An 11,120-nucleotide genomic window follows, 5' to 3' on the forward strand; every position below is an offset into this window, starting at 1 on the left:
GCATGACCTACCTGATCAAGGAAATCTTCTACACGCTGCAGGGCGAAGGCAGCCACGCCGGCCGCCCGGCGGTGTTTTGCCGGTTTTCCCGCTGCAACCTGTGGACCGGCCGCGAACAGGATCGCGCCCGCGCGATCTGCCAGTTCTGCGACACCGATTTCGTGGGCACCGACGGCGAAGGCGGGGGCCGCTTTCGCACCGCCGAGGAGTTGGCCGACGCCGTCGAGGCCGCCTGGCCCACCACCGACCCTGCGCACCGGTTCGTGGTGTGCACCGGCGGAGAACCCCTGCTGCAGTTGGACGAGGCCGCCATCGAGGCCCTGCACGGCCGCGGCTTCGAGATCGCGGTGGAAACCAACGGCACCCGGCCCGCTCCCCGCGGTATCGACTGGCTGTGTGTGAGCCCGAAGATCGGCTCCACCCTGGTCCTCACCAGCGGCGACGAGCTCAAACTGGTCTACCCGCAGGCCGGTGGCGACCCCGCACAGTTCGAACACCTCGACTTTGGCCACTTCCGCCTGCAGCCGCTGGATGACGCCGACCGCGAGGCCCACACCCGTGCCGCCGTCGAGTACTGCATGAAGAACCCGCGCTGGACGCTCTCCCTCCAGACGCACAAGTATCTGGGAATTCAGTAATGGAAATCTTCCGCGAGTTCACCTTCGAAGCCGCCCACCGCCTGCCGCACGTGCCCGAGGGCCACAAGTGCGCCCGCCTGCACGGCCACTCCTACAAGGTCACCGTGCACGTGGAGGCACCCATCGATCCGGAGGCGGGCTGGGTGATGGACTTCGGAGACATCAAACAGGCTTTTAAGCCCATTGATGCACAACTCGACCATTACTACCTGAATGACATCGAAGGCCTGGAAAACCCCACCAGTGAGAACCTGGCCCGCTGGATCTGGGACCGGATGATGGCCGAACTTCCCGCGCTGTCGGCGATCACCGTGCGCGAGACCTGCACCTCCGGTTGCACCTACCGAGGCGAGTAGCGGCATGCACGACATCCAGAACGAGGCTGATCCCCGCGGCATCGCCATCGACGAGGTAGGGATCAGCGGCTTGCGCTATCCCGTCACGTTCGATGACGGTCACACGCGCCAACCTGGCATCGCCGACATCAGCGTCACCGTCGGCCTGCAGGCCGACCGACGCGGCACCCACATGAGCCGCATGATCGCCATGGTGCATGAGGAAGTGGCCACCCTCGCCCCGCAGGAGTTGCCCATCGTCCTCAAACGAGGGCTCGCGCTGCTCGATGCCCCGACCCTGTCCCTGACGCTGTCCCTGCCCATCGCCACGACCGTGACCGCACCCGCGAGTAAGCAGCAGTCATGGCAAACCCACGACGTCACCATCACCGGCCGTATCACCGCCGAAACGTGCACCGTCGCCACCACGGTGACCACGGACGTCACCAGTTTGTGCCCGTGCTCCAAGGCCATCTCCGACTACGGTGCCCACAACCAGCGCAGCGAGATCACCCTTACGGTTACCGGGACCGCCGACGCGCCCTACCCCCTGGCGATCCACGAAATCGTCGACCTGCTGCGCAGCGTCGGCTCCGCCCCTGTCTTCCCCCTCATCAAGCGGCCTGACGAACGCGTCGTCACCATGCAGGCTTACGACCACCCCGCCTTTGTCGAAGACATCATCCGTGACATAAGCCTTACATGCCGTGAAAAGGGGCTGAAACACGTGATCCGGGCGAAGAATCTGGAAAGTATTCACAGCCACGACGCCATCGCCAGCCTGACCTACACCGACTGATTCCCCGCACGCGCCCTGAACCGGAAAGGGGAATGCCATCCCCCCTTCCCCGTGCCTACGGCAGCAAGGGGCACGGCAGCTTTGTCCGAGCCCGCGGGAGGCGTCCGCTGGCGGATATGCACGCGCCACGGGGGCCCGTGCGGCGGTCCCCCGCGACGATGACTGGCGCGTTCACCATTCAGAAACCCACCCGAGTCCCTCAGCGCGACATCGCCTAACCCCAGCGGAACGTTACTCACACCCGGCAGCAGGCACTTCTCCAGCACTGCAGCGTGGACCGACGCCTTATGGATGTCAGCGTCGTGCGCTGTACTGACTGCACGTTCGTCCCACCGCCCGTCCGCCGCTGGAGCCGAGCGCAGCACCCCACCACCAAGACAGAAAGTAGATCGTGAAGGCCCTCGCTCCTGCCGGTATCGTCACGCTCATCACCTACATCGCCACCATCCCGGCCGCCAACTTGGCCGTCACCCACTTCGGCGCGGTACCAGTCGGCCTCGGTTACCTGGCGCCCGCCGGCGTCTACGTCGTCGGCCTGGCGCTCGTCCTGCGCGACCTTGCACGCGAGGCGACCGGCCGCGGCACCGTCCTCGCCGCCATAGCCATCGGCACCGTCCTCTCCTACCTCCTCGCCGACCCCAGCTTCGCCACTGCCTCAGCGGTGGCCTTCGCCGTCGCGGAAACCATGGACTTCGCCGTCTACGAACCCCTGCGCCGGCGAGGACTTCTGATTGCGATACTCGCCTCGAACGCCGTCGGACTTCTCGTCGACAGCCTCCTGTTCCTCCACCTTGCCTTCGGTTCCCTCGAGTACCTGCCTGGACAAATCCTCGGAAAAACGTGGATGACCCTCGCGGCCGTTATAGTCCTGGCGCTACTGCGCCGCCGTTACCGCGCTATCGCCTGAAGGTCCCGGCCTGCTATCCACGCATGGCAGGAAACTTCACCGCAATCGCCTTCGCTCAGGCCTTGGGCAGGGCTCAAGCGGCCGCTCGCAGGTGTACGTCTCAGCGCCCCTGTTCGGGCGAACTGCCTCACCTGGCCACCCGCGAACTCCTCGCGCCACTGGACCCCGGTCTCACCGCCTCGCAAGCGTGCCTTCTGGCGGCATCTTCATGCCCTGGAGTGACACGGATTCTGCTTGCTGCCTCCACCCCGGCGCCGTTCACCGTTCGCACCACGGGTGGACGTACCCGATACGAACGTCGGCTCTACTTCAAGGCCTCTTTGACCCCTCGTGGACTGCCTGTGGACGGGGCGCGTTTCAGCGGCCGATCATCAACCCGTGAGCTGCATAAACGTAGGAGCATAGAGCGACCTCCGGAGCCGTGCGTGCAGGTTCGAATCCCGTTGAGGGCACTGGCCAATCAGCAAGTCGACTCAAGGTCCGGCCAGGGCAAACAGCAGAAGGAGAGGCTGGAAGTCAGTCTCACTGGCTCCCAGCCTCTCTCGTTACCTGCTATCGCGTAGGGGTGCGGAGAAAATCCCTGTTCACGGGCCCGACCAGTTGGTAGCGATTCAGTGCAGCTGGGCCCTCGAAAACGCGAATGACGGGCCTACCCGGGTGAATATGAGACGATGTTCAGCAACGCTCGCTGCTGTGACCGGTTGCGTTGTTCGTGCCGGTAAGCCGCAGGTATCCGTACCCCTCGGTGCACTTATTGGCGGTGCTGGCTGCGCCCGACCAGATCTCGATCGCATTGTCGGCACCCGCGGCCGCGTAGACGTACTGCTCGCTGGTCACGAGAACGCCAGTGGATACGTACCAGGACGGGTGAGCATCACGGAATTGCTGCCACACGAAGACGTATCCGTAATTCCTGTTGCAACTCGGGGAGTAGTACTGCTTGACGGAAGCAGCCGTCATCCCGTCAAGAGTGATGTATCCGGTACTGCCGATCTGATAGGCGTCGCTACAACTGGGGCCAGTTGCGGCCTGTGCAGGTGCCGCCAGGCCAAGAAATGCTGTGACCGAAAGCGTCAAGGTTGTCAGGATTGCCGCGATGTTGCGCTTCAAATCCACTCCCTGGGTAAGAAATTTTTCAGTAGATCATTGAGGCGGCACCCCTCGGATTGCAAGATCAACAAAGAGGGCAAAGCCTCCATACGACTTGGGGTCTCCTGTGATGTCAATCACATCTCGGCCTCGCTCTTTCGGGGCGGTCCGTCGGCCCCCTCTGGCGGGCCGTCTCGTCAGGCTGGCGGCGAGCAGGGCAGAGGCCGTCGCGCCGTGGGTTCCACGGTTCCGACTGATGGGGCTGCTGCCCGTCGGGGCGGATCCAGGTCAGTCAGCCAGGGTTTTGCAGGGCTGCCGGTCCCCGACCCCACGGGCAAGTGCGACACAGTTCCGACACAGTGTGCGTCGCCGCAGCCTCAGCGGATTGATTCGGGCAGTTCAGACGGTATGTGAGGCGAGATCGGCGCAATCACTCCGGAGCCGTGTGCGCAGGTTCGAATCCTGCCGGGGGCACCTCGCACGAGGTGCCAAAAGACCCCGCCACCAGCCAGAACGCTGGATGCGGGGTCTTCGCGTATGCGCAGCCGTGTGCCGCCGCAAGTGGCCGTAGGACGGGGTCTGTGGACAGTACGTGGATAGGATCTCGGGCCATCGGCCCAGGTCATCGGGGACTTTCGAGCACAGGCTGTCCCGCTCGACATGGAGACGAGTCCTGATCTCCCCCGGTCGCTGCGGAGTTGCGGCCTTGCTGATGCTTGGATCATCCGCATGACGGACTGGTCTCGGCTCCACCACGCCTACGGCACCGCAGAAGACATCCCGGGCCTACTCGCCACGGTCACCCCGGACCCACAACACGCCGGCTGGAACGATCTCTGGTCCCGGCTGTGCCATCAGGGCACTGTCTACTCGGCCAGCTATGCAGCACTGCCGACTCTGACCCGGCTTGCGCGCGAGTGGTCGGCCGCGGACCGGCGGATGCCGCTCATCCTGGCCGGCGCCATCACGGCCAGCACGGATCAGCCATACGGCGACGAAGATCCGCGAGCGACCCACGCCTCGGAGATATCCGACCTCGTGGAACTAACGCAAGAAGCCCTTCAAGACCCCGGACTCGCCGAGGCTCCCTCGGAATACGTCTACCTGCTGGCGGCCCTCCTCAGCTTCGAAGGTGTCGAAGTCTGGAGCGAACAACTCGATGGGTTGAATGATGGGGAGTACGAGGTTCCCTGTCCCACCTGCGAATCCGAGAACTTCATCGTGTTCGGGGAGTACGGGTATTTTTCGACCACGGACAGCATGTACATGAATCAGACCACGGCACGAAGGCTGCCGCTACGGCCGCAGGCCCCCTCAACCCTGGAGGGGCTGGCGCAAAGGCTGTACGCCCGCGCCATGGCGGACGGTCATCCCGATATCGCTCACAAGCTGACCTACGTCTTCGGCACCGCGCAGTGCGCCGACTGTGATGCGGTCTTCAGCGTCGACGAAGCCATCGTTGCGCATTGGGGGTGAGGACTGCGCCCGACGGGGCAAGCCGGAAGCAGCGAGGACCCCAGGCATGACACCAGGGGCCCTCGGCAGAGAGCGGCCGCATCACGCGTACTCGCGCAACAGCTCCACGATCCGGCGGTTCGCAACCTCCTGCCACCGTCGATGCGCTCGACGTATCTCGCCGGACCTCACCACGTCACTTGCCCCAGTACTTGCTCAGCTGACCTTCCATGAAGGGATGCGGGCTCGCGCTCACTTCGCCGGCGAAGGGGTGTTCAAGTACGAGGACGAGGGTGAGGCTCAGGCCTACCAGCAACGCGATCGACCCTACGAAAAGCAGCTGCACCTTGAGGCTCTCCACCCCGTAAAGCAAGGTGATCAGCATGACGATCAGCGCTCCCCCGTAGGTGAGGACCTCCAGGAGCGGGGGCAAATGTTGCGTTGCGGCCAGGATGCGGGTTCTACGCTGTGCGGTCACATCGTTCAGCCGCTCCACCGATGCACTGTAGAAGGCCTCTTCGGATGCGTTTTTAGGATCGTAGTCCTGGAGGGCTGTATACAACGCCTCAACCTTGCCTGATGTCGCGCTGAGGCTATTCTTTCCCTCGCGCATCAACGGCCACGCATCCTCCACGATAGCGTGGACGTAGTTCCCGATCGCACGGTCCAATTTCTGCTGCACATCGTCTGGAAAACCGTGGGCGTTGCGGGAAATCACAGCGAGATCTGTGGCCTCCGAAGTCACCACTGCTTGAACTTGCTCAAGATCGGTCCACAAGGTCACGATGACGAAAGCAAGGACGATTCCGTAGATGGCCCCGAACAGTTCAAGTACCGTGCGCGACACATCATTGGTCACGCCATTGCTCAACTCAGGAAAAACGCGGCGCGCCACCAGGCAAGCGGCGAGCGACAAAACAACAACGCCGCCAACGATGAGGATCGCGAGGCTGGCCGTGTCCAGGTTGTTGAGTAGCCAAAGTCCCACGCAGGCGACTCTAACCAGCTCGCGGCCGCGTTCAGGGTCGGCACGACCAACGCCTACCGCTATCACCGAGGTAGTCGAAGTACTGCCCGCGCCGGCCTCGACGGTCGCAGAAGGCACCTAGTGCCGCAGGTCGTGCGGCCCGCGCCTTCAGGCGAGATGCACATCAGGACCATCAGGGTGATGCTGAAAGGAGAACGTCCATCCGATTGCAACAGGAGATCCCATGATGGACGCAGCCAAGACTGAGCTGTACGCAATAGACCTGACTGATGCGGAGTGGGTTACGAGCAGCTACAGCAACAGGTGGGACAAGACGTGTGTGGAGGTCGCAGACCTCGGCGGCGGCGCGGTTGCGGTCCGCGATTCGCAGAACAGGGAGTTGCCGCCGCTGCGATTCACCGCAGAGGAGTGGGCCGCGTTTCGACTGGGCGTGCGTGACGGCGAATTCGGCTAGAGACCTTGAGTGTTTGCCGCAGCCAGGACCGTCGGTTCCACCCAAGAGCCCCTTCGGCAACCGCCTCAAGTTCCTGAAGTCCAAGGCGTCCTGAGACGACGGCGGCGCCGGACCCTTCCCGGGGCCGGCGCCGCGTGGCGGCAATGTGCGGTCGATCAGTGCCGTGCGGCGCCCTTGCGGCGGCGCAGCACCAGCACGGCACCCGCACCCAGCAGCAGCAGCGCGGCGAAGGCGATGCCACCGACCTGGGCGCCGGTCTCGGCGAGCCCGCCGCTCTCCGTGCCGGAGGAGTCGGAAGCGGACGGGGCGACGGTCGCGGAGGGCGAGCCGTTCGGCTGCTCACCGCCCGCCGAGCCGGAGGCCGACGGCGACGCGGAGCCCGAGGGTGAGCCGCTCGGCTGCTCACCGTCTTCCGGAGCGGAGGCGGTCGGGGAAGCGGAGCCGGAGGGCTCGGTCCCGCCGCCGTTGCCCTCGTCCTTGCAGTCGACCCAGAAGACCTTGTGCTTGGCGCGGCCGTGCTCTCCGTCGAAGTTCCAGAAGAGCTTGTAGTGGCCGTCCGCGAGCGCGAGGTCTTCGGTGCGCTCGTGGCCGGAGCCGTCGAGGGTCAGCGAGCCGGACTTCACCGTCTCGCCCTTCTGACCGTCGGTCGGCGACCAGCGCTCGATGGACCAGTCGGCCTTCTGGGCACCGTCGAACCGGAAGCCGTCGAGGTAGAAGGTGCAGACGTGCGGCTCGTTGTTGTGCAGTTCCTCGCCGGTCTTCGCGTCGTGGATCTTCACATTGCCGTTGTCGCCGGGGGCGTTGTGGGCGAGGGCGGCGGGCGCAAACAGCAGGGATGCTGCCAGGGCCGCCGTCGCCGCGCCTGCCGTAGAAAGGGCGCGCATGGGCGTACCACCTGTGGGGTGTGAAACGGAATGCGGGGGGAGGCGACCAGGCTCCACCTCGCCGACCAGCACGTCAAGGAATGGTTGACCTCATTAGTCAGACTACGTCACAACCGCCCCATAGGTCCGACATAACAATTACGCCACACCGTTCACCTGTGGAGAAGCGCATAGCAGCACGGCGGGCGGTTCGCGATCGTGCGTACCTGGGTACGGCAGGAGCCCGCCGTCGGTCACTCGTACTCGCGCAGCAGGTCCTCGATACGGCGATTGGCGACCTCCTGCCGCCCGTCGATGCACTTCGCGTGCCGGCTCAGCAGCACCTCCACGCTGTTGCCCGCCCGCTCGGCAACCTCGGTCGCTGCATGCCCACGGCGGAGCTGGTGGTCAGCGAGGCGGTCAGGCGTGGGCTTTGAGGGCGGCCAGGCGGGCTTCGATCTCTGCCGCGTCGCCCATGGTGTCGAGGCGCTCGAACTGGGCGTCGAGTGAGGAGTCGGCGAGTTCCTGCTGGCCGAGTGCCCTTGCCTCTTCGCGGCGGACTATCTCCTCGAAGCGGCTCAACTCGGACGTGGGATCGAGCACGTTGATGTTCTCGGCGGCGTCCAGCATCTGGCTCTGGGCCTGGGCGGTCTTGGCGCGGGCCACCAACTGGTCACGCTTGGAGTGGAGCTCCGTCAGCTTGACCTCCATCTGGGCGAGGCCGGACTTCAGTTTGTCGACGACCTCCCGCTGCATGGCGATCGTCGGCTCGGCGTCCTTCGCCTCGCGCCCGGCCTGGAGCTGGCGCTGCAGGGCCACCTTGGCGAGGCGGTCGTACGCGTCGGCCTCGGCTCCGGAACCGGCGGCCCGCAGCTCGTCCGCCTTTCGGCTGGCAGCAAGCGCCTTGGTGCCCCACTCGGTGCCCGCCTCCACGTCCTCCTGGTGGTCCTGCTCCAGGAGGCGCAGATTGCCGATGGTGGTGGCGACCGCCTGCTTGGCCTCGTCGATGTTGTTGCTGTAGTCGCGGATCAGTTGGTCGAGCATCTTCTGCGGGTCTTCCGCCTGGTCCAGCAGGGCATTGATGTTCGCCTTCGCCAGCTGTGCGACGCGGCCGAAGATCGTCTGCTTGGTCATGGGACCGACCCCTTCCTTGGGTTGCCGTCTGCGTACGCCGTGGCTCAGAACCTGCCGCCACCGCCCCTCCGCCCGCGCGTCCCTCCGCCGCCGAAGCTGCCGGGGCCGCCGCCGAAGCCACCACCGCGGCCGCCGAACATGCCCCCGCCGGCCCCGCGGCCCATACCGCCGAAGATCTCCCCGAGCAGGATGCCGCCGAGCACCGCGCCGCCCATGCCGCCGCCCCCGCGGCGGCCGCCCATGGCGCCGCCGTACGGACTGCCGTACATGCGCACCTCCTGCTCGGCCTGCTGCTGCGCCGCGCGGGCCAGCGCATCCGCCCGCTGGGCCTCGGCGAGCGCGGCAGCGGGATCGGCGGGCGCCCCGGCTGCGGAGTCCAGCGCCAGTTCGAGGTGCCGCTGCGCCTCGGCGAGACGCGTCCTGGCCTCGCTGCCCACCGCCGCACGGTGGGTCGTGATGAAGTCCGAAGCGGCGCCCACGGCGCTGCGGGCGGTGAGCAGGGCCTGGTCGAGCAGGGAGCGGGCCCTCTGGTTGCCGGCCTCGTGTTCGCGCGCTCCCGTGAGGGCCTCCTCGAGGGCCGCGTCGGCCTCCTCCACGCGGCGCAGCACGTCGATCGGGTCGTACGGTCCCGCGGCGATCCGCGTCCGCACCTCGCCGACGACCGATTCGGCGCGGGCGATCCGGCCGTGCAGGTCGGCTGTGGGGATGCCCTCGGGCGTGCCGGCGAGCATGCCCCGCGCCTCCGCGAGGTCGGTCCCGGTCTCCGTCAGCGCGCCGGGCAGCTTGCCCGCCGCCTCCGCGAGCTCCTTGGCCAGGCGGCCGACGGCGTCCACGAACCTGCCCGCCTGGTCGATGGCGCCCTCGGCCGCCCGCAGATGCACCGCGGCCGTGCCGCCCGCGTCCGCCACGATGGCCTCGCGGGCCTGGCCGAGCTGGGTCCCGGCGAACACGAGCCGGTCCCTGGCCTGCTCGACGTGGCCCGTGACGGGCTGGACCGCGGTGGGTGCGTACCGCGTGCCGAGCGCGGTGAGCGTGGCCTGCGCGGTGTCGGTGCGGCCGGTGATGTCCCGCAGCTCCGCCTCGGCGTGCTCCAGCGCCTGGTGCGCGTTCTGCTCCAGCGCGCGCAGCCGGTCGAAGCCCTCCGCCTCCGCGTCGAGCCGGCGATTGGCCTCGGTGCACCGCGCGATGATCTCGTCCAGCATGCGGCGCTTGGCCGCGTCGTCCTCAGGCATCGCGTCGTCGAGCTGCTGCCGCAGCCGAAAGGCCGCCGTGAGCTGCGACTGCGCATATCCGAGCGCCTCGCTGTAGGGCGCGGCCGCCTCTTCGCCGAACTGGGCGGTGGCGAAGCCGAGTTCCTCGGTGCTGGTGCGCACCGCGTCGTCCGTCTCGACGAGCAGCTCCCTGGCCCGCTGGTCGAGTTCGGGCAGGGGGACGGCCTGCTTTCCGCTCGGGCCGGGGGACCCCCAGCCCTGGGTGGTACGGGGCCCGGAACGCTTCCTGCGCCGGGCGTACACGTACCAGGCGAAGGCGAGCGCGGCTGCGATCACCGCGACCGGCAGAACGAGATCACCCGCGCCCCTGTCGCTGCCGGCGCCACCGGGGTCGGCCTCGCCCGGGGTGATCGCCGGGGTGGGCACGGGCATGCCTGCGAGGACCGCGCCCATGCCGTCCGCCGCGCCGATGGCCGCCCCCGCCCAGTCGTTCTGCCGCAGCGCCGGTTCGACCGCGGTCTGCGCGACGTCTTGCAACTGGGCGTCGGTCAGCTGCGAGTCCTGGTCCACGGAGTACGCGTACTGCCGGTCGTGCGTGGCGACGGCCAGCAGTACGTCGTTCAGGCCGAGGCCGTTGCGCTCGGCGGTCGCGTCGGCCCAGTTCTGGGCTGAGCGGCCGGAGAAGTCACGTACGTAGGCGACGTAGAGCTGGACGCGGTGCACGTCGTCGAGATTCCTCAGTGCCGTCCCGACGGCGCCCTTGCGGTCGCCGAGCGCGTCCACCCTGTCCGTGATCTGGCCGGTCCGCGACAGCACGATCGGATCGTCGGCGCGGGCAACTGCGGCGGGCAGAACCAGCCAGCACAGCATTGCCAGTGCGCTGATCAAGGCGTACGCGGTACGCAGGGTGTGCGCGGTGCGAACGCCTCCGTGCGACGGTTCCCGGCTCCGGTGCGGCCTCACTTTGTGAGCGTATTACCCCTTCTGGCCCACCGCGACCGAGAACGCCCCGGGCTGGGGACGTCCGCTTGTGGGGGCTTGACCGTCGGACATCGCCATACGAGGGGCATCACGGCGTTCACGTCACTGCTTCCGCGAGCCAGTGACCCGTGCGGTGCCTCAGCTGGGTTTGACGGGGGACTTGGGCTGGGTGGGGGGTTGCTGTTGCTGCGGTTGATCTGTCTCTTATACAAATTTGACGCGGCCGCGGAAAAGTCTGGTGGAGAACCCGGTAGTGATCGGATCAT

11 protein-coding genes are annotated in these 11,120 nt (G+C 66.7%); 6 read left to right on the top strand and 5 right to left on the bottom strand.

Going from position 1 to position 11,120, the window contains the following annotated elements; genetic code table 11:
* Nucleotides 1-2 precede the first annotated feature (2 nt).
* The 4 genes from queE (at nt 3) to PV341_RS19890 (ending at nt 2,679) form a co-directional block, all read left to right on the top strand.
* The gene (gene queE, locus PV341_RS19875) at nt 3-638 is read left to right on the top strand and encodes a 7-carboxy-7-deazaguanine synthase (RefSeq protein WP_500358581.1); all 636 of its coding nucleotides are present in this window, start codon (nt 3-5) and stop codon (nt 636-638) included.
* On the top strand, nt 638-994 hold the full coding sequence (gene queD / locus PV341_RS19880) for a 6-carboxytetrahydropterin synthase QueD (protein WP_500358582.1): 357 nt from the start codon (nt 638-640) through the stop codon (nt 992-994). Before queE ends, queD begins: the two co-directional genes overlap by 1 nt.
* Nucleotides 995-998: 4 nt before the next feature.
* Complete coding sequence (locus PV341_RS19885; RefSeq protein ID WP_500358583.1) at nt 999-1,772, top strand: GTP cyclohydrolase I FolE2; 774 nt, start codon at nt 999-1,001, stop codon at nt 1,770-1,772.
* Between the two features lie 391 nt (nt 1,773-2,163).
* Nucleotides 2,164-2,679 (top strand): VUT family protein, encoded by a 516-nt coding sequence (locus PV341_RS19890; RefSeq protein ID WP_500358584.1) that lies wholly within the window; start codon nt 2,164-2,166, stop codon nt 2,677-2,679.
* 675 nt (nt 2,680-3,354) lie between these two features.
* Here PV341_RS19890 and PV341_RS19895 read toward each other — a convergent pair.
* A complete protein-coding gene (locus PV341_RS19895; RefSeq protein ID WP_500358585.1) occupies nt 3,355-3,789 on the bottom strand; it encodes a hypothetical protein in 435 nt (144 codons plus the stop codon).
* 708 nt (nt 3,790-4,497) lie between these two features.
* Between PV341_RS19895 and PV341_RS19900 the strand changes: the two genes are divergently transcribed.
* The gene (locus PV341_RS19900; protein ID WP_500325389.1) at nt 4,498-5,244 is read left to right on the top strand and encodes a hypothetical protein; all 747 of its coding nucleotides are present in this window, start codon (nt 4,498-4,500) and stop codon (nt 5,242-5,244) included.
* A 175-nt stretch (nt 5,245-5,419) separates the two neighbouring features.
* Here the strand turns inward: PV341_RS19900 and PV341_RS19905 are convergent, their stop codons facing one another.
* Nucleotides 5,420-6,211 (bottom strand): bestrophin-like domain, encoded by a 792-nt coding sequence (locus PV341_RS19905; protein ID WP_500358586.1) that lies wholly within the window; start codon nt 6,209-6,211, stop codon nt 5,420-5,422.
* Between the two features lie 223 nt (nt 6,212-6,434).
* On the opposite strand from PV341_RS19905, the gene PV341_RS19910 reads away from it, so the two are divergent.
* Nucleotides 6,435-6,665, top strand: coding sequence for a DUF397 domain-containing protein (locus tag PV341_RS19910; protein ID WP_500325393.1), 231 nt, complete (start codon nt 6,435-6,437; stop codon nt 6,663-6,665).
* A 155-nt stretch (nt 6,666-6,820) separates the two neighbouring features.
* Here PV341_RS19910 and PV341_RS19915 read toward each other — a convergent pair whose 3' ends face one another.
* The 3 genes from PV341_RS19915 to PV341_RS19925 form a co-directional block, all read right to left on the bottom strand.
* Nucleotides 6,821-7,549, bottom strand: a complete 729-nt coding sequence (locus PV341_RS19915; protein WP_500358587.1) for an LAVTG motif-containing sortase-dependent surface protein — start codon at nt 7,547-7,549, stop codon at nt 6,821-6,823.
* A 399-nt stretch (nt 7,550-7,948) separates the two neighbouring features.
* Nucleotides 7,949-8,662, bottom strand: coding sequence for a PspA/IM30 family protein (locus PV341_RS19920; RefSeq protein WP_500325395.1), 714 nt, complete (start codon nt 8,660-8,662; stop codon nt 7,949-7,951).
* 44 nt (nt 8,663-8,706) lie between these two features.
* Complete coding sequence (locus PV341_RS19925) at nt 8,707-10,743, bottom strand: TPM domain-containing protein (RefSeq protein WP_500358588.1); 2,037 nt, start codon at nt 10,741-10,743, stop codon at nt 8,707-8,709.
* Between the last annotated feature and the right edge of the window lie 377 nt (nt 10,744-11,120).

The sequence above is a fragment of the Streptomyces sp. PA03-1a genome (assembly GCF_033792805.1).
GTDB lineage: Bacteria > Actinomycetota > Actinomycetes > Streptomycetales > Streptomycetaceae > Actinacidiphila.

Excerpts from the sequence above, each read along its gene's own strand:
- queE (WP_500358581.1), top strand. The coding sequence starts at position 3 with ATGACCTACCTGATCAAGGAAATCTTCTACACGCTGCAGGGCGAAGGC.
- queD (WP_500358582.1), top strand. The coding sequence starts at position 638 with ATGGAAATCTTCCGCGAGTTCACCTTCGAAGCCGCCCACCGCCTGCCG.
- PV341_RS19885 (WP_500358583.1), top strand. The coding sequence starts at position 999 with ATGCACGACATCCAGAACGAGGCTGATCCCCGCGGCATCGCCATCGAC.
- PV341_RS19900 (WP_500325389.1), top strand. The coding sequence starts at position 4,498 with ATGACGGACTGGTCTCGGCTCCACCACGCCTACGGCACCGCAGAAGAC.
- PV341_RS19910 (WP_500325393.1), top strand. The coding sequence starts at position 6,435 with ATGATGGACGCAGCCAAGACTGAGCTGTACGCAATAGACCTGACTGAT.
- PV341_RS19915 (WP_500358587.1), bottom strand. The coding sequence starts at position 7,549 with ATGCGCGCCCTTTCTACGGCAGGCGCGGCGACGGCGGCCCTGGCAGCA.
- PV341_RS19920 (WP_500325395.1), bottom strand. The coding sequence starts at position 8,662 with ATGACCAAGCAGACGATCTTCGGCCGCGTCGCACAGCTGGCGAAGGCG.
- PV341_RS19925 (WP_500358588.1), bottom strand. The coding sequence starts at position 10,743 with ATGCTGTGCTGGCTGGTTCTGCCCGCCGCAGTTGCCCGCGCCGACGAT.